The organism is Saccharibacillus deserti (genome assembly GCF_013618475.1).
GTDB lineage: Bacteria > Bacillota > Bacilli > Paenibacillales > Paenibacillaceae > Saccharibacillus > Saccharibacillus deserti.
In genome coordinates this window covers 678,505-695,726 of record NZ_JABJVN010000002.1, presented here as the reverse complement: position 1 = coordinate 695,726, position 17,222 = coordinate 678,505, and the positions used below count along the sequence as shown (strand labels likewise).

16 protein-coding genes are annotated in these 17,222 nt (G+C 55.6%); 2 read left to right on the top strand and 14 right to left on the bottom strand.

The window, feature by feature from the left end; genetic code table 11:
* Window positions 1-6: 6 nt before the first annotated feature.
* From HOP44_RS09175 to HOP44_RS09165, 3 genes are read right to left on the bottom strand one after another with little or no spacing between them, the layout of a single operon-like run.
* Window positions 7-690, bottom strand: coding sequence for an HD domain-containing protein (locus tag HOP44_RS09175; protein ID WP_172252617.1), 684 nt, complete (start codon window positions 688-690; stop codon window positions 7-9).
* Window positions 687-3,341, bottom strand: a complete 2,655-nt coding sequence (gene clpB / locus HOP44_RS09170; RefSeq protein ID WP_172252615.1) for an ATP-dependent chaperone ClpB — start codon at window positions 3,339-3,341, stop codon at window positions 687-689. The genes HOP44_RS09175 and clpB overlap by 4 nt, the downstream gene beginning before the upstream one ends.
* A gap of 27 nt (window positions 3,342-3,368) precedes the next feature.
* Entirely contained in the window at window positions 3,369-4,280 is a 912-nt protein-coding gene (locus HOP44_RS09165; protein WP_172252613.1) for a DnaJ domain-containing protein, read from the bottom strand.
* Between the two features lie 356 nt (window positions 4,281-4,636).
* Between HOP44_RS09165 and HOP44_RS09160 the strand changes: the two genes are divergently transcribed.
* Complete coding sequence (locus HOP44_RS09160) at window positions 4,637-5,674, top strand: hypothetical protein (protein ID WP_172252611.1); 1,038 nt, start codon at window positions 4,637-4,639, stop codon at window positions 5,672-5,674.
* 111 nt (window positions 5,675-5,785) lie between these two features.
* Here the strand turns inward: HOP44_RS09160 and HOP44_RS09155 are convergent, their stop codons facing one another.
* The 8 genes from HOP44_RS09155 to HOP44_RS09120 form a co-directional block, all read right to left on the bottom strand.
* A complete protein-coding gene (locus HOP44_RS09155; protein ID WP_172252609.1) occupies window positions 5,786-6,232 on the bottom strand; it encodes an Hsp20 family protein in 447 nt (148 codons plus the stop codon).
* A gap of 165 nt (window positions 6,233-6,397) precedes the next feature.
* Window positions 6,398-6,892 carry a GNAT family N-acetyltransferase gene (locus HOP44_RS09150; RefSeq protein ID WP_172252607.1) on the bottom strand — a complete coding sequence of 165 codons (495 nt, stop codon included), beginning with the start codon at window positions 6,890-6,892 and terminating at the stop codon, window positions 6,398-6,400.
* Between the two features lie 132 nt (window positions 6,893-7,024).
* Window positions 7,025-7,498: a GNAT family N-acetyltransferase gene (locus HOP44_RS09145; RefSeq protein WP_246369695.1), complete on the bottom strand. Its 474-nt coding sequence runs from the start codon at window positions 7,496-7,498 to the stop codon at window positions 7,025-7,027.
* 219 nt (window positions 7,499-7,717) lie between these two features.
* Entirely contained in the window at window positions 7,718-7,876 is a 159-nt protein-coding gene (locus HOP44_RS09140; protein ID WP_172252605.1) for a hypothetical protein, read from the bottom strand.
* A 106-nt stretch (window positions 7,877-7,982) separates the two neighbouring features.
* The gene (locus HOP44_RS09135) at window positions 7,983-8,762 is read right to left on the bottom strand and encodes an ATP-binding cassette domain-containing protein (protein ID WP_172252603.1); all 780 of its coding nucleotides are present in this window, start codon (window positions 8,760-8,762) and stop codon (window positions 7,983-7,985) included.
* Between the two features lie 126 nt (window positions 8,763-8,888).
* Entirely contained in the window at window positions 8,889-9,503 is a 615-nt protein-coding gene (locus tag HOP44_RS09130; RefSeq protein WP_172252601.1) for a histidine phosphatase family protein, read from the bottom strand.
* A 131-nt stretch (window positions 9,504-9,634) separates the two neighbouring features.
* Window positions 9,635-10,252, bottom strand: a complete 618-nt coding sequence (locus HOP44_RS09125; RefSeq protein WP_172252599.1) for an NUDIX hydrolase — start codon at window positions 10,250-10,252, stop codon at window positions 9,635-9,637.
* Window positions 10,253-10,411: 159 nt separating this feature from the next.
* The gene (locus HOP44_RS09120) at window positions 10,412-11,440 is read right to left on the bottom strand and encodes an HD-GYP domain-containing protein (protein ID WP_172252597.1); all 1,029 of its coding nucleotides are present in this window, start codon (window positions 11,438-11,440) and stop codon (window positions 10,412-10,414) included.
* Window positions 11,441-11,716: 276 nt separating this feature from the next.
* Between HOP44_RS09120 and HOP44_RS09115 the strand changes: the two genes are divergently transcribed.
* Window positions 11,717-12,202, top strand: a complete 486-nt coding sequence (locus tag HOP44_RS09115; RefSeq protein ID WP_172252596.1) for a 3-keto-5-aminohexanoate cleavage protein — start codon at window positions 11,717-11,719, stop codon at window positions 12,200-12,202.
* 205 nt (window positions 12,203-12,407) lie between these two features.
* Here the strand turns inward: HOP44_RS09115 and HOP44_RS09110 are convergent, their stop codons facing one another.
* The 3 genes from HOP44_RS09110 to licT form a co-directional block, all read right to left on the bottom strand.
* Window positions 12,408-13,310: a manganese catalase family protein gene (locus HOP44_RS09110; RefSeq protein ID WP_172252595.1), complete on the bottom strand. Its 903-nt coding sequence runs from the start codon at window positions 13,308-13,310 to the stop codon at window positions 12,408-12,410.
* A gap of 265 nt (window positions 13,311-13,575) precedes the next feature.
* Window positions 13,576-15,477, bottom strand: a complete 1,902-nt coding sequence (locus HOP44_RS09105; protein ID WP_172252594.1) for a beta-glucoside-specific PTS transporter subunit IIABC — start codon at window positions 15,475-15,477, stop codon at window positions 13,576-13,578.
* Between the two features lie 302 nt (window positions 15,478-15,779).
* Window positions 15,780-16,622: a BglG family transcription antiterminator LicT gene (gene licT / locus HOP44_RS09100; protein WP_172252593.1), complete on the bottom strand. Its 843-nt coding sequence runs from the start codon at window positions 16,620-16,622 to the stop codon at window positions 15,780-15,782.
* Between the last annotated feature and the right edge of the window lie 600 nt (window positions 16,623-17,222).

Sequence of the window (17,222 nt, the reverse complement as noted above, 5' to 3'; positions counted from 1 at the left end):
TCCAAATCACATTCCGTCACTGCCGTTCCATTCGCGTTCGAACCGCTCCAGAAACTCTTTCATAAAGGCATGGCGGCTGTCCGCAATCCGCCGTCCCGAGTCCGTATTGAGCAGATCTTTCAGCTTCAGCAGTTTTTCATGAAAATGATTGATCGCCGTATCGTTGCCGCTGCGGTATTCTTCGGGGGTCATCTCCTGACGCACCGGAATTTCCGGATCGTACATCGGCCGGCCCTTCTTGCCGGAATAGACGAAGGTCCGGGCGATCCCGATCGCTCCGATCGCATCGAGCCGGTCCGCGTCCTGGACGACCCGGCCTTCGAGCGTGGACATCGGATGACCGGATCCTCCTTTGAACGACAAGGTCCCGATAATGTCCATCACATGTGCGTTATCCTCGGCGGACACCCCGTGTTCCTTCATCCATGCCGAAGTCCGCCTTAGACCCGCTGCCGGATCGTCGACCAGTTTCTCGTCCGCCAAATCGTGCAGCAGCGCGGTCAGCTCGCAGATGAACGGGTCCGCCCCTTCTTCGGCCGCGATCCGCTTCGCAAGTTCCGTCACGCGGTAGATATGCCACCAGTCGTGTCCGCTGCCTTCGTGTTCGTGTTCCTGACGGGCCAGAGCGGCCGCCGCGCGCAGCACGGCTTCCTGCTGTCCGTTTGGTTCTATCCTGCCTGTTTCTGTCATCTCGTACGCTCCTTCGTTTCGTCGATCGGCGGTACGCCGCCCGGTTCTCCCGATACGATCCGCATCTCAAGCCTGCCGTTCTCTTCATCCACAAGCAGAAGGTCGCCGTCCTGGGCTTCGCCGGCAATCAGCGCCCGGGCCACCCGCGTCTCGAGCGAACGCTGGATATACCTTTTGAGCGGACGCGCCCCGTAGACCGGATCGAACCCTTCCCGGGCAATCAGCCGCGCGGCACGTTCGGACAGTTCAAGTTCGATCCGGCGCCCGGACAAGCGCGCTTGGAGTTCTTCGGCCAGCTTGAATACGATTTGGCCGATCTCTTTCAGGCCGAGAGGGCCGAACAGGACCACCTCGTCGATCCGGTTGAGAAATTCGGGCCGAAAATGCAGACGCAGTTCGCGCATGACGCGCTCCTGCGCTTTTTCGTCTACCGCAGGGGTGTCCGTTTCGCCGAAATCGGGATTCCGGGTCAAATAAGCCGAACCGATATTGGAGGTAAGAATCACAATCGTATTTCTGAAATCGACTTTTCGGCCGCGCGAGTCTGTCAGCCGCCCGTCATCGAGCAGCTGCAGCAGAAGATGAAAGACGTCGGGATGCGCTTTCTCCGCTTCGTCGAGCAGAATCACGGAATACGGCTGCCTCCGCACCGCTTCCGTCAATTGGCCGCCTTCTTCGTATCCGATATAACCGGGCGGGGCACCGATCAGACGCGAGACGCTGTGCTTCTCCATATATTCCGACATATCGAGCCGGATCAGATTGTCTTCTTGGTCGAACAGTTCCGCAGACAATGCCTTGGCGAGTTCGGTCTTGCCGACACCGGTCGGACCGAGGAACAAGAACGAGCCGATCGGGCGATTCGGATCTTTGATACCGGCTCTCGCGCGCAGTACCGCATCGGCGACCCGTCCGATCGCTTCATCTTGGCCGACGACGCGGCGGCGCAGCGTATCTTCGAGCCGAAGCAGCTTCTGGCGCTCGCCTTCGACCAGGCGGCTGACCGGAATGCCTGTCCATTTGGAGACAATATCCGAAATTTCCGTTTCCGTGACCGCTTCCCGCAGCATTCTCTCTTCTCCGCCCCGCTGCACTTCTTCTTCCGCACGCTTCAATTCGCGCTCCAAGCCGGGAATGATACCGTAGCTGAGTTCGGCCGATTTTTCCAGATCGTAGGCTTCCTGCGCCGTTTCGAGATCTTTGCGCGCCTGCTCCAGTTCACGCTGGAATTCCCGCACACGCTCGATCGACGCTTTTTCCCGTTCCCAGCGCTCTTTCATGCCGAGATACTTTTCCTTGAGATCGGCCAGTTCGCGCTGAAGATGATCCAGACGCCGCAGACTGGCGGGGTCACTCTCTTTGCGCAGCGCCGCTTCTTCGATCTCCAGCTGCATCGTCCGGCGTGCCGCTTCGTCCATCTCGCTCGGCATGGAATCGATCTCGGTGCGGATCATGGCGCAGGCTTCATCGACGAGATCGATCGCTTTGTCGGGCAGAAAGCGGTCGGAGATATAGCGGTCGGACAGCACACCGGCCGCTACCAGGGCGCTATCGCGGATATGGACGCCGTGGTGGACTTCGAAGCGCTCCCGCAGTCCCCGAAGAATCGAGATCGTATCTTCCACGCCCGGTTCGCCGACCCGGACCTGCTGGAATCTGCGCTCGAGTGCCGGATCCTGCTCGATATGCTCCCGGTATTCGTCAAGCGTCGTCGCTCCGATACAGTGCAGCTCGCCCCGGGCCAGCATCGGCTTCAGCATATTGCCCGCATCCATCGCCCCCTCGGCTCTGCCCGCTCCGACGATCGTGTGCAGTTCATCGATAAACAGAAGAATCCGGCCCGAAGCCTGCTTGATTTCCCGCAGTACCGCCTGCAGCCGTTCTTCAAATTCGCCCCGGTATTTCGCGCCGGCGACAAGGGCGCTCATATCGAGCGCAAAAATCGTTTTGCCCCGTAGGCCTTCCGGTACATCCCGCCGTACCATGCGGTGCGCCAGCCCTTCGACGATCGCCGTCTTGCCGACGCCGGGCTCGCCGATCAGCACCGGATTGTTTTTCGTTTTGCGCGACAGAATCCGGATGATCCGGCGAATTTCCGCATCGCGGCCGATGACCGGGTCGATCCGCCCCGCACGCACTTCCGAAACGAGATCCCGGCCGTATTTCTCCAGCGCTTCATAGGTCCCTTCCGGTTCGCGGTCCGTAATGCGTTGGCTGCCGCGGATTTCCTTCAGTACGCCGAGCAGCCGTTCGCGAGTCACGCCTTGGGCTCGCAGCAGCTCGCCCGCGCCTCCGCGTTTATCATGTTCGAAAGCGAGCAGCACATGCTCGACTGCCGTAAACTCGTCGTGCATCTGCTTCGCTTCCCGACCGGCCTGATTCAGCACGGCAAGCAGATCCGACGAAAAATACGGCTGTACGCCGCCTTCGACACGGGCTTTGCGGCGCAGCAGCTTGTCGACCGTACGCGCCACTTCGTCTTCCGCCACGTTCAGACGCTCCAGCAGTCTCGGCAGCAGACCTCCCTGCTGCCGCAGCAGCGATTGAAGCAGATGGGGCGTATCGATCTCCTGGTGCCTGCCCGAAACCGCAAGCGACTGCGCGGCCAGGATCGCCTCTTCCAGTTTTTTCGTCAAACGGTCAGCATCCATCGTCGTTGTTCCCTCGTTTCTTTCCGGTTATCGGGATTTGCGTCTGCCGAGTTCCGGACGGAAATTCGACAGGCTCTCCAGGCGGCGGTACAGCTCTTCTTCCGCCTCGCCCGGATCGGGAACCGTAATCTCGAGTTCGACAAACAAATCCCCGTAGGTTCCGTTCGCTTTTTTTAATCCCCGGCGCGGAATCCTCAGCCTTTTGCCTGCGGCCGAACCGCGCGGAAGATTCAGATTGACCATCGCTCCGTCCGGCAGTCCGATTCGCGCCTGCCCGCCGAGAGCGGCCTGCCAGGGCGCGATCCGCAGTACCGCGACCAGATCCTCTTCTTCCAGACTGTAGACCGGATGATCGGCGATCTTCAGAACGATATGCAGTTCTTCGCCGGCCGCAAGTCCGTTGCTGCCGCTTCCCGTCATACGGATCGTACTGCCGCTGCGGGAACGTTCCGGCAGCTTCAGTCCGATCGTCTTGCCTCCGAGTACAATCCGGACCGTCTCGCCCCGATACGCCTGTTCGAGCGTGACTTCCAGCGTGGATTGGCCGGGAGGCCGGGGAGCGGAACCCGCCATTCTGGTCCCGAATCCGCCGACCCGTTCATTGAAAAACATGTCGAAAATATCTTCCTGCTGCAGGTCGTTCACCCAATCGAAGCCCGAACCGCCGAATCCGGTGCCCGCGGAACCGTAATCGGCCCCCGCTCCCCGATACCCTCCGCCGGAAGGACGAAGTCTCGAAGCGTCGTATTCGCGGCGCTTCTCTTCGCTGCCCAGCACTTCATAGGCGGCGGCGATCTCTTTGAACCGGCGTTCGGCCCCGTCCGTTTTGTTTACGTCCGGGTGCCACTGTTTGGCCAGCTTTTGATACGCTTTCTTGATTTCCGGCTGGGAGGCATTTGCTTCGACTCCGAGTACGTCGTAATGGTTTTTGTCCGGCATAGCCTTCCTCTCCTTATGGGCCGGGCTGTACGCCCTCTTTTTGATAGTTTACCCGATCTCTTTCATTTTATATGAGGCGGCGGGCTTACGCATCTTTTTCGCTCCGGTTTTCGGATAAGGCTTTTTCGGAAGCCGCGGACGCATCGTTTTCTGTCGAAATCTTTCGAAATTCCGCAGAAATCTCCGCCTTAGTTCGCCCGAATCAGTAAATCCGCACCAAACTTACGAACAAAGCCGCGAATTATCGCAATTTTCCGGGATTCTGTTCAAAAAGGCGTTTCGTTTTCGGGGAGAGGTTTAATTAAATGAGGAACAAAATTTGCACGTTGACATCAGGACATAAGGAGGAGTTCTTTTTGAATATACCCAGAATTCCCGGGAAATGGATGGCGGCGACACTGGCTGTCGGTGTAACTTTCGGCAGCGGATGGAGCATTCCCGTCTTCGGACCGATCGCGCCGATCGCTTCCGCCGAGCAGGCCGCAGCCATCGCGAATTGGAACAGCGCGGAACGGACAGCGCTGATCAAGCGGCTCGCCATGTGCGACAAAGCGGCCGACGACTTTTACAGCGATCCCGGCAATGCCCGCTATCTGGCCGTAAAAGCCGCCTCGGACAAAGCACGCGCTTTACTGCTCGATCCCAATACTTCTTCCCTCAAACTTAATGCAGCTTATCATACCCTCGATTCCGCGCTTGGCGCTTACATTGAAGACTACATCCGCGATGCCTCCATTCTAGAACGACAAACTTTCCAGACTGCAAGAATGCTTAACGATTCGATCGGCACCGCGCCGGGCACTTATCCGCAGGAAGCGGCCGATACCATGATGGCGATTATTGACGAAGCGCAAGCTGCGGCTTACGATCCGGACACCACGGTTCCTCGGCTCCGCGAACAGTATCTGAAATATATCGAAGGCACGGCTGTGCTTCGCGATTCCATGAACCTGGACCGCTCGCAGCGGCTCGGCCAACTGAATCAACAGCGTCAGACGATTGCGGAAATCTCGGCCGATCTGCCGAACACGGCGGATTACTCCAAGTTATTGAGCGCTTTCCATGCGCAGGCGAACGGACTTGAAGCCCTGCTTGCCGGTAGCTCGGGACTGCTCCCGATTGAATGCGCAGCACTCTGCGTCCAGAATGCCTACACGGCGCTGACCGAAGGTCTGCAGCTTGCAGGCGAATTGGACCAGGCGTCCAAACTGCTCGATTCTCCGAAAGGCATCCGTTCCGGTCAGTATCCAAGCTCGGCTTTCGGCGAACTGCGCAAGGCGATCAACAAGTCGGCTTCGGTCCTGTCGAAAGCGTCTCCTCCGGAACAACTGGCAGCTTCGCGCGCCGCATTGGCCGAAGCCGTGCTGAAATTCCGGTCGACGCTGCGTCCCTAAAAAGGAACGGTTCAAAAAAGACACCGGAAAATCCGGTGTCTTTTTTTGGGTTCGCAGTCTGCTGCGCAAAACCCCAGCAAACCGCTGTTCAAGCGCAGCCGCTTGGGCGGGTCAATCTTCTCCTTCGATCAAAATCCGCTTGCCGAAGGTATTTTCTGTTTTGGGGATGTCCAGTCTGAGCATGCCTTCCTTAAGGGAAGCACGGATGCCTTCGCGGTCCGCGTCTTCCATATAAAAGCGCCGGACGAATTCGCCGTAACGCCGTTCGCTTCGAACGACGCGGCGCTCCTGCTCTTCTTCCTGCCGGTCTTCATGCCGAACGGCACGAATGGTCAGATAAGGAGCCGTATAATCGATATCGATATCTTCTTTCCGGAAACCCGGGAGCTCCGCCTCAAGCAGATAACGGCCGTTGTCTTCATGGATATCGGTACGGAACGATAGAATCCGTTCGCGGAACGGAGCGGCAAAATCTTCGCCGAACGTATCTCCGAACGTCTTTGCCAGCTGACTGAACATTTCTTCCGCATTTCTGCCAAAAGGACCTTGTTCAAACATCTTCCATTCTCCTCTCGAAATCGGACTGCCGACGATCGTTTCATGCGAAGTTTGTTTGACCTTTATTGACCTTGCAGCTTCATTATAAAAGGATCCCGGCGCGCTGGCAAAGTTCTCCTGGGGCTTTTTCAAACGAATAAACGGCTTTATACGCATTCATCCGGCCTAAAGAACGTTTTCCTGTTCTTTTTGATCTTGTAGCGGTTTGGAAAAGCCGGTGGATAGGCTTGAATAGCCGCAGTGGCGATAAAAATGATGGGCGGCCTGCCGTTCTGACCGGTTACCGCTGTTCAGACAGATATAAGCTGCGTTCAAGCCGCGTGCCCATTCTTCGCCCGCCTTCAGCAGACGGCGTCCGATCCCCGATCCCCGCTCTTGTTCCGAAACGATGAGCGCCATGACTCTGACCTCGCAGGCGCAGTGGAGCAGAGGTCGTTCAAGATGCAGGGCGATCATGCCGACCAACCGCCCTTCCCTTTCCGCGACTTGAACCGAATATTCATCGTTTCCACGCAGGGCTTTCAGCCGATTCGCAAGCTCGCCCGGTTCCGTCGGATATCCCAACTGTTCCAACAGTTCGCTTGCCTGCCGTGAATCGCCTACGTGTTCCGGTCGGATCACCGCTTCCGCAATTGGGCTTTCGGATTCTTTTTCACTCATAAGATCCCCTCCTTTTCGCCTTTAAGACTAGACGAAAAAAAGACGCGTGGATATAACCGCGCGCTCGAATATTGCAGACATGCGCGGCCTGGAATCTGCCGATCTTCGACCGTTTATAAAGGTTTATTCGCTCTACAATTTCAGTTCCATCGGCACGGAGCAGGCGGAATACCCGTTCTTCGTATAAAATTCTTCACCGCGGCCGCTCGGCCAGACCATGATAAAATCGTGGTCCAGTTCGCGCGCCCACTGCTCGACCACCTGCGCCAGCCGGCTTCCGATGCCGAGACCGCGATGCTGCGGACGGGTGTACACATTGGTCATGTAAATAAACGGCTTGGTTATCCGTCCGGGCCGCGGAACTTTCCGCACCATTTCCAAATAGACATGCCCCACAATTTCTTCGCCGTACTCCGCAAGCCAGACTACCCAGTTTTCGGAACCGATCGCTTCTTCCAAAAACTCGTGCATTTCATCCGTGTAATCCCGGTGCTGCTCGTCGGTAATCATCAGTTCCGGGTGGTTCTCTATCGTCGAATCGTAACGCATCTCGGCCAACTGCCCGATATCGTCCGTTCTGGCCGTGCGCATAATCAGCTCGCTCATCGTATCTGCTCCCGTCTGCTGTAAATTCCTCTTTTATTTATCGTTCCATCGTTGACGCTATTCATTCTACTGGAATTCCGTTTATTGGGCAAACCGGAACACAGTGGAGTTTTTCCGCATAAGCAGAAACGGACACCGGTTTAACCGGTGTCCGTTCGCGGGGAAATCAGCCCCTGTTTTTATAAATGCCCCATGCAAAGAAAAGAAAAACGTTAGGTTTTACTGGTCTTTATTGTCGTCCGGAGACTGCGAAGCCGATTTGCCGGCCCAATCATCCGCCTGCGTCTCGACGTTTGCTCCTTTTTCTTTGCGGGTCTGTTCCATCAAAGTATCTTCGCCTGCGCTTTTCTGATTTGGATCTTCGTTTGGATTGCTCATGTTGTTTCCTCCTCAAAAGGTATGATATCGTTCGACAACGTATCATTACCCGCTGGGCGAATAAACAAACAGGCCTCGGATCCGTAAGATCCGCTTGAATGCTTGTTCAGCGTACCGACAGCCAGGCGCGGCCGCCCCGCCATTCGACGCCGACCGGCATTTCGAAAAATTCGCCAAGCGTCTCTTCGTTCAGTACTTCTTCCGAACGCCCCCGGGCGAACAGGCGTCCCCTCCGGATCAGCAGCGAATGCGAGAATACCGGAGAAATTTCTTCCGTATGATGCGTGACCAAGAGCAGGGTGGGCGCGTCGGGCCTTGAAGCCAGCCGATCGATACTCTGCAGCAGCGCTTCCCGCGAGATAAAATCGAGTCCGTTGCTGGCTTCGTCCAGAATCAGCAGCCGGGGCGACGCCATCAGTGCCCGCGCGATCAGCAGCTTCTGCTTCTCTCCCTGCGAGCAGGTCTGATAGGTGCGTCCGAGCAGATGGGCGCAGCCCAGATCCCGCATCAGTTCTTCCGCTTTTTCCCGATCGCGGTTTTCGATACCGGCATACAGCCCGATCGAAGCATGTCGTCCGCTGACGACAATATCAAGCGTCTGCTCGTTGGGTCTGATCTTCTCCTGAAGCGAGGAGCTGACCCAACCAATTGACTTGCGCAGTTCGCGCAGATCGATTGTCCCGAATTTGTGTCCGAGCACGGAAATTTCGCCGGTCGTCGGCCACATATACCCGTTGATCATATTCAGAATGCTTGTCTTGCCCGAGCCGTTTAGCCCGAGGATCGCCCAATGCTGTCCCTTTTCGACCGTCCATTCAATCCCGTGCAGGATCTCGTGTTCGCCGCGTCTCCAAGAAACATTCTTCAATTCGATTACCGCTGCCACATTCTTTCCTCCTTTAACGCACCGCTCTCTTTTTATCGTAGCGCAAACGGAAAACAGTTGCAAAGAGCGGCACAGGGAAAACGGCAAAAAACCGCCCGAAGGCGGTGTAGGCCCGGGCGGGAAGATTCAGCTTCGCAGATGCTCCTGCGCATTCGTAAATACGATCCGTTTGCGGGAACGGTCGATTCGCCACAGGTGGATCCCCGTATCTCCCGTCGCCAGCGACAACTCGGTCTGGAAGGGCAGATTCAGCAGACTGTGGAACAGCATATTGATCATCCCGCCGTGCGAAACGATACAGATCCGGTGCAGATCGGGCTTGCTCCGATGCCTGAACAGCAGCTCCGACAAAAAGGCTTCCGCCCGGGCACGAAACTGGATCTCCGATTCCGACTCCGCGAGCGTATCGAAAGGCTGTCTGCCGGACGCGGGCAGCGGATAAAGGCGATGCGCTTCCTCCCGTTTCATTCCGGCCAGCAGACCGTTATTCCATTCCGTCAATTTCTCGTCGTAAGCCACCGTCAGTTTGCATTCCTGAGCAATGGCTTCCGCCGTACGCGCAGCGCGCTTCAGCGGGCTGGCTATCATCTCGTGGGGACGGTATCTTTTGGCGATCCAGGCGGCGGCTAGCCCTGCCTGGCGTTCGCCGAGCGGAGTCAGCTCAAAGTCCGCACGCCCTTCGTGCCGGTCTTCCAGATCCGCCTGCGACTCCCCGTGCCGCACGACCAATAATTCTATCATTGCCATTCATCCCCCATACTTCTTGTAATGAATTTCCAGCTCTTTTTATTGTCGGCCTTTTTACCGGTTCAATCAATCGGTATATTCTATCATGAATTTTTCATATGTTGAATTTTAAATATAGGAAGAGTTTAGTCGGTCCAGGCCGGAAGGTCCGGCGTTCTCCGAAAATCGAACATTCGGCGTACCTGTTTCTCCGTATTGCGTTCGACCGACAGCGGAGGCAGTTCATTTTCGCCAAAAAAGCCGACTTCGCTGGTCTCCAGACCCGCCGCCGCTTCTCCTCCCATAATCTCGCAGCGGAAAAACATTTTGTACACGTGAAAAGGCGAGACCGGGTGATCGTGGAATTTTTTATCGAGCACAGCGAGCAGCCGGCCCGCTTCCGCTTCGTATCCCGTCTCTTCACGGATTTCTTTGACGACATTCTCTTTGGCCGACAGTCCGATATCCGCCCAACCTCCCGGCAGCGACCATGCCCCGTCCAATCGTTCGCGTACAAGCAGAATCCGTTCGTCCCGAAAAATCACTCCCCGAACGTCGACTTTCGGCGTCGCGTAACCGGTCTCGCCCGCAAACAGATCGCGCAGCCGCTCCGTCCCTACTCCCGTATGTTCATGTACGATTTCCAGACTGAGCGCTCGCAGCATTTCGAACCGTTCCAGATCGTAAACATCCCGGGAATATTCCAATCCGGCCTGGCTGATCGCTTGAATTCTTTTGGCCCATTCCAGCCACTTCGGCTCCATCGTCTGTCCTCCTCGCTGCACCTTTTTGCTCGTCAATCCATTGAGCCCGCTGTAACAAGTTCGGGAAAAAAACTTCGATTCCTGCCTGCCGCCGTATCCCGATTGTCCGATGCATACAAAAAGGCTTTTCTGGGAAATCCCAAAAAAGCCCGGCCTTCGTCAAATAAAGACTTCGTCGACAATCAGGTTGCGCTCGCGCGACAAGTCGTGAAATTGATCGCCTACCCGTACCAGCGGCTTGAAAATGTCCGAAGGATTGTTAAGAATGATCGTCCCCGTCTCGCCGCTGTTCAACCGTACGTTTTTGCCGATCAGGTTCGACATCAGATGCTGGACGAGCGCCTGGACCGGCTTTTCATTCAGCTTGCCGAATCCCATTTCGTTGATTTCGCGCAAAATATCGAGCAGGGGGCGTTTCGGTTCGCCTTTTTTGCCTTCCGACAATCTCAGGTAAGTATCGGCAACCGCCACAATCTGCGAATACGGATGAATATCCGCCTTGGTCAATCCCTGCGGGTAACCCGAACCGTCCTCACGCTCGTGATGCTGCCAGGCGACAAGCGACGTCGTCTCGTCATCCATCGAATTGCGGATCACGTCGTAGCCAAGCTTCGCGTGTTTGCGCAGCTCCTGCATGTCGTACTCCGTCAAATAATCCGTCCGGTTGCGGATCGTGGGCGAAATCTTGCTCTTGCCGATGTCGTGCAGATAACCGGCTTTGCTGATCGCGTAACATTCTTCTTTGGAGTAACCGAGCCAGGTTGCCATGTAATAGGACAGCATGCCGACCTGCATCGAATGGTTGTACAAACTGACGTCCTCGCGCTCGAGCACAAGCAGCAGCGACACGACATCGCGATGTTCGTCCACGGTCCGAAGCAGCGGTTCAAGCTGCAAATCGACCGTTGTTTCGTTGAATTTGCCGCTGGTGAGCGCTTCAAGGAAAATCGACTGGTACCCGCGGATCGCAAGTTCGATATGACTTTGCATCGCGGCACTGAGAATGTCCGGAGCCGTCTCCGAATGGTGCGGTTCAATCTCGACGTAATCGATCTTGTGGCGGTTCAGCAGATCCGTTTCTTCGGTCTTGATGACCGTTCCTCGCGGAAGGACGTGCAGTCCCGCCGGGTTAAACGCGTCTTCCTTCAGCATATCGCCGTGTTGAAGATCCGTTACATGGATTCGCAATGGACAACCTCCCTAGATGTATGTAAATAACTTCTTTTATAAAAGGTATCGGATACAAAGTTTTTTTTATTAGAAAGCAAGCGTTAAAGACGACTTTAGTCGGGCAAAAAACCGGATAAATAAGGCCTAGCACCTACTCGCTTATGAATGTTACTGTAAATAAATGTTTATGAGTAATGTTTATATATTATGGGCCGTCTCTTAAAAAACCAGTAATCTTCCGCCGACTGGAATATACTAGAATTTATCCTATATTCCTCCGAGCTAGAATGCCGTATGCTTCAAGCCTGCCTAAACGGCTCGCGCAGCCGAAACGATCACCCGGCCGTTCCCTGCACACCGGAAGAAATCGCGCTGGATGCCGAAAAAACGGTTCGTGCCGGCGCGGCCGAGCTCCATATTCATATCCGCGATGCCGGGGGCGTCGAAACCCTGGAAGCGGCCGACGTGGCCCGGACGCCGCTGACCGTGCGCGAACGCTTGGGCGGGGTTCCGATCGGCATCTCCACCGCCGCTTCCATCCTCTCCGACAGCGGTACGAGGATAAAATTGATGCGGTCCTGGACGGCCCTTCCCGACTACGTCTCGGTCAATATCCGCGAGCCCGATTCCGAATGGATCGCCGCGGCGGCACTCTTCCTCGGGATCGGCGCGGAAGCGGGTCTGTGTTCGGAATCGGATGCGGAACGCTTCGTAGCCATGCCCGGCTGCGAATCCTGTATGCGGGTACCGATCGGGGTTCGACGGACGGATCGGCCTTGAAGACGGCAGCATGCTGTTATCGGGTCCGGGCGCCGAAGACAATGAAGAACCGGTCTTTACGGCGAAGCTGAGCGAAGGCCGCTTCTGAATTCCCTTCTGCCCGCAGGCGGGTTTCCGCAGCGAACCGCCGGGCGGCTTCATCGGAAAAGCCTCCACCGCCCATGAAAGGGCGGCGGAGGCTTTTGGCTTCGGAACCGGATAGAAGTTATTCGTTGATATTGCCGGCCTGTTTGAGACGCTTGGCGATTTCTTTGAATTCGGCGGCGGAAATGCCCGGTGCGAACTCTTCGTCGATTGGCGGAGCTTCCGGAATCGGTACGCCTTTCGGCACGCCGGCGATCACTTCAAGCGGCGATCCGTCTTCCGGGTGCGTGCCTTTCCAGATCTGGTCGATCGTGTTGAAATCGTTGTCGCTCCAGGTGTACAGCTTGGTATGTACGCCTTTCTCTTCGTATTTGCGCGCTTCGTTGAACTTGCGGTTGTCCAGCGAAGGAATCGGAATGAGTTTGGTCACGTTGACGCCGGTTGCCACTTCGAGCGCTTTGGCATAAGCGACGACGTGTACGCCTCCGCGTACAAGCAGGAATCCGACTACGGCTCTCGCCGCCGGATGATCGGTCATTTCGTATACTTTCATCTTGTGGGTACGCGCTCCGCACTCCAGGAAAAAGTTATGCAGCAGATCTTCGACCAGGTTGCCGCTGTTGAACACGTTCGCGCCGGTCCACGGATTGCCCATGGAATCGATCGGCATGCCGCCCTGTGCGCCCGCGAGGAACGGATAGGAAAGTCTGGCGTCTTTTACGGCGTCCAGAGGGCTCTTGTCGGGATCTCCCGGCGAAGTGGAACCCTGCAGAATCTTGCCGATCCCGTGCGTCACCAGCTCGACGTGGCCCAGCTCTTCGGCGGTAATGCTCATCACGAGATCGTAGAACGGTCTCAGCTTGGATTTGGAACGGAAGTTGAACGATTGGAACAGATAATTGTTTAACGTGGACATTTCGCCGAATTTGCCGCCCAGCAGTTCCTGCACGGCAGCTGCCGCATTCGGATCGGGCTTTTCGACGTCCGGAATCTCGATCATAATCTCTTCCATGCGTTTGAACATGTAAGGCTTCCTCCCAAATGTAGACGAAATATGCTGCTAACCAGTATTACACGGCTGGGGCTTTTTCAAACGGAAAATGTCCAATTCGGGCTTTTTTCACGTTTGTTTCACAAATAACTATCCTTTTAAGCCTGCAGGAGCCTCCGGATTTGGCAAAAAAACAAAAAGCGCCGAAACCCTGGAACCAGGATTTCGGCGCTTTGGACTTCGAACAAAACGTTCGGCTTACGCAAAAATGAAGCACCCAGCTGTGCGTCCGGGCCGCTTAGACGACCGTCGTCAGCAGGTAATCGCCGTTCTTGACGGCAGCTTCCGTTGTCTTGAGTACATCCAGATACTCGGCGGAGTTCGTCACGATGACCGGAGTGGCCGTAATGTAGCCTGCCGCCTTGATCTGTTCCAGGTCGAATTCGAGCAGCAGCTGCCCGGCTTCCACCCGGTCGCCTTCTTTCACCTTTTTATCGAAAAATCGGCCTTTGAGACGCACCGTATTGACGCCGACGTGAATCAGCAGCTGCGAGCCGCCGTCCGTCGTAATTCCAATGGCGTGTCCCGTCGGGAATACGGTCGTAACCGTGCCGGAAGCAGGCGAAGTCAGACGGCCCGACGTCGGATCGACCACGATGCCCTGTCCCATCGCACCCGACGAGAAAGCCGGATCCGGGAGGCTATCCAGCGCCTGAATCGTACCTTCCAGCGGGCTGACGATGATTTCCTTTTTGAGCAGACTGTCGGCCGGAGCCGAGACCGCTTCTTCCGGACGGGCGGAGACCCGCTGTCCGTCGGTGGTGACTGCCGACGCTTTGGCGGCTTCCGCGACCGGTTCCTTGAACAGGAACAGATTCAGCAGGGCGGCAAGTCCGAACGCGACGGCAATCCCGATCACCGTAGTCGCGAATCCGGTTCCGACATAGGCCGGAATGGCGAGCACGCTCGGCAGCGCGAACGAGATCGCGCGTCCGCCGCCGGCGCCGATGATCGCTGCGCCGACCGCGCCGGAGACGCAGGCCAGAATGAACGGTTTTTTATATTTCAGCGTAATGCCGTAAATGCCCGGTTCCGTAATGCCGAAGATACCGGCAAGCGTCGCGGAACCTGCGAGCGCTTTGAGATCGCGGTTTTTCGCTTTGAGGAAAATGCCGAACAGTGCGCCGGCTTGAGCCAATACTGGAGCGGCCAGCATCGGCAGCATCGTATCGTAACCGATCGTGCCCAGATTGCTGAGCATGATCGGCACGAAGCCCCAGTGAACGCCGAAAATAACGAAGACCTGCCAGAGACCGCCGGCGATCAGGCCCGCAACGATCGGACTGAGGTTATACAGCCAAGTGTAGCCGTCGGCCAATCCTTCGCTGATGATGTTGCCGACCGGACCGAAAGCCAGGAAGGTCAGCGGTACCACAACGAGCAGGGTGCACATCGGCACGAGGATATTTTTAACCGACTGGTGGATAAACGACGAGAAGAACTTTTCGGTATAGGACTGCACCCATACCGCCAGAATGATCGGAATGACCGACGTCGTATACGTGACGAGCACGATCGGAATCCCGAGGAAGGTAAGAGCCGTTCCGGCGCCCTGCGCAGCCGCGATGGCCGGATAGACCAGCGCGCCCGCAATCGCGACGGAGACGAACATATTCGTCTTGAAGCGGCGCGAAGACGTAATGGCCAGGAAAATCGGCAGGAACGTGAATACGCTGTCGGACGCGGCATTGAGAATCAGATACGTACCCGATTCCTCCGTGATCCAGCCGAGGACGAGGAACAGGGCCACGAGGCCTTTGAGTACCCCCGCTCCGGCCAGCGCGCCGAGCAGCGGCGAGAAGATGCTGGAGATCATATCCACCGCGCGGTTCAGCAGGCTGCCTTTTTCTTCGGGCTGTTCGCTGCTGTCCGCCGATTCGGCGTCTTTGAGATTGCTTTGCTGCATCATGCTTTTGAATACTTCCGGTACATTGTTGCCGATGACCACCTGGAACTGTCCGCCGCTCTCGACGACCGTGACAACGCCAGGCGTTTGGCTCAATGCTTCTTTGTCCGCTTTCGATGTATCTTTCAATTTGAATCTGAGGCGCGTCGCACAATGGAAGACGGAACTCACATTGCTTTCCCCGCCTACGCCTTCGATGACTTTTTTGGCAATCTCTTGGTCTTTTGCGTTCATGGTTAAGCCTCCCTGCTGAATGTACATGCTTGATTGGAACAGGCCGAGCCCGGAGTTGTGCGCTTTACTGAAGGCAAAAACGGCGCCGGCTGCCGGTTTTCGTCTCTGTAAAACGCAGAAAAACCTGAACTCGTGACGGAAGCGGACCCGATTCGCGCAGGAAATTCCCGCCGAAAAAAGTCCGTTCTCTCACCAGTTCAGGTTTTGCCTGCATGACCAGTTACACCCTGTATCCGATAGAAAATGTGTGTATGAAGTTGCCGACGCCCGAATGGTCCGGAAAAGGCTGCACCCGAGCAGCCTTACTCCTCCCCGCGCGTCGTGATGCGTTGAATATGAATCGTGAGATAGACGTATTCGTCCTTGCTCAGCGACTGATGATACGTGTTTTGCAGATAATCGTCGATTTTCTTCGCGCATTCGAACGCTTTGGCGTAGCTGAGGCGCACCTGCTCGTAGAGGAAATCTTCTCCGCTCTCCTGCACTTCCTTGCGCAGCAGCCGCATCGAGAAATACTGCAGATGCGTCAGGAAACGCGAATAGCTCAGCGAAGACTCGTCAAGCACGATACCGTAATGATAAGTGACGATGTTCAGGATATGATGCACGATCTCTGTCATCTCCATCGTCAGGCGCATCTCCGCCCCGTCGGTACGGGCATTGACGATATGCAGGGCAATAAAGCCCGCTTCGTCTTCCGGGAGCCGCACGCCGACCTGATCTTCGATCATCTGAAGCGCATCTTGTCCGATCCCGTATTCTTTTTTGTAAAAACGCTTGATTTCGAACAGCATCGCGTTTTTGAAATCGATGCCTTTGCTGTGGCGTTCGATCGCATACGAGATATGATCGGTCAGCGACAGGTAAATATTATCGTTTAATTCTTCGCCGAGCACGGTACCCGCATGTTCGACGATCGATTTGACCGTCTCCAGATGCGCGACCGGAATCTCGTTGAGCAGCTCGGTCAGCCGTGCCGTCAGTTCATTCGTATTCAGCATAAAAATTTTGTCGATCTTGTGCTCGTCCACTTCGTCGCCGATCACTTTGTTAAAAGAAATGCCCCGTCCCATGACGATTACTTCTTTCCCTTTGGCGTTGCGGGTCAGCAGCACATTATTGTTCAGCACTTTTTCGATAATCATCGTTTTCACTCCCGACTGCAATCGCACATGTCCGACGCTCCGCTCCCTGCTCCGAAGCTGTCAGCCTATAAAAAAAGCCTAAGTTAATGCAAATATCATCAAGTCGGCAGAGCTCTCTCCGAATTAATAACATTTGAGTTAACTTAGGCATTGCCCGCGTTACCGGTCACAATCCTGTTGTCTGAATCATTGTAGCATAGGATATAAAGCGATTACAAGATGTTACTTACTTTTTCTCAAAAAAAGAAACCGGATTGAAAGTCCGGTTAGCGCGTCGAGAAAGTCTGAAACCAAATGAAGCGAGGAGGCAGAGGGAGAAATTCAGTGAAGGAACTAAAGCATTTCGAAGAAATGCACTTCGAAAGCCTATGCTAGTGTTCGCCTTTGTGGTGCAAATTCATCCAAAATCGGGATATGAACTTGCACCGTTAATTGGGGAAATTCCGCTAAATTTCAATCTTTTTCCCCGATTTCACCACGCGACCTAAAGCCTTTCGAAGAAAGGCACATCGTGAGCATCCGCTAACGAATTCTCCCGCAGCTGACGAACTTCTACAACGAATAGGACTTTCTAGACAGCCTGGCCGGACTAAAAGTCGG

Bases quoted from the DNA above. Each gene is read 5' to 3' on its own strand.
- HOP44_RS09155 (WP_172252609.1), bottom strand. From the start codon at position 6,232: ATGTTTGAACAAGGTCCTTTTGGCAGAAATGCGGAAGAAATGTTCAGT.
- HOP44_RS09145 (WP_246369695.1), bottom strand. From the start codon at position 7,498: ATGAGCGAGCTGATTATGCGCACGGCCAGAACGGACGATATCGGGCAG.
- HOP44_RS09175 (WP_172252617.1), bottom strand. From the start codon at position 690: ATGACAGAAACAGGCAGGATAGAACCAAACGGACAGCAGGAAGCCGTG.
- HOP44_RS09125 (WP_172252599.1), bottom strand. From the start codon at position 10,252: ATGGAGCCGAAGTGGCTGGAATGGGCCAAAAGAATTCAAGCGATCAGC.
- licT (WP_172252593.1), bottom strand. From the start codon at position 16,622: ATGATTATCGAAAAAGTGCTGAACAATAATGTGCTGCTGACCCGCAAC.
- HOP44_RS09115 (WP_172252596.1), top strand. From the start codon at position 11,717: ATGCTTCAAGCCTGCCTAAACGGCTCGCGCAGCCGAAACGATCACCCG.
- HOP44_RS09105 (WP_172252594.1), bottom strand. From the start codon at position 15,477: ATGAACGCAAAAGACCAAGAGATTGCCAAAAAAGTCATCGAAGGCGTA.
- HOP44_RS09165 (WP_172252613.1), bottom strand. From the start codon at position 4,280: ATGCCGGACAAAAACCATTACGACGTACTCGGAGTCGAAGCAAATGCC.
- HOP44_RS09150 (WP_172252607.1), bottom strand. From the start codon at position 6,892: ATGAGTGAAAAAGAATCCGAAAGCCCAATTGCGGAAGCGGTGATCCGA.
- HOP44_RS09110 (WP_172252595.1), bottom strand. From the start codon at position 13,310: ATGTTCAAACGCATGGAAGAGATTATGATCGAGATTCCGGACGTCGAA.
- clpB (WP_172252615.1), bottom strand. From the start codon at position 3,341: ATGGATGCTGACCGTTTGACGAAAAAACTGGAAGAGGCGATCCTGGCC.
- HOP44_RS09140 (WP_172252605.1), bottom strand. From the start codon at position 7,876: ATGAGCAATCCAAACGAAGATCCAAATCAGAAAAGCGCAGGCGAAGAT.
- HOP44_RS09130 (WP_172252601.1), bottom strand. From the start codon at position 9,503: ATGATAGAATTATTGGTCGTGCGGCACGGGGAGTCGCAGGCGGATCTG.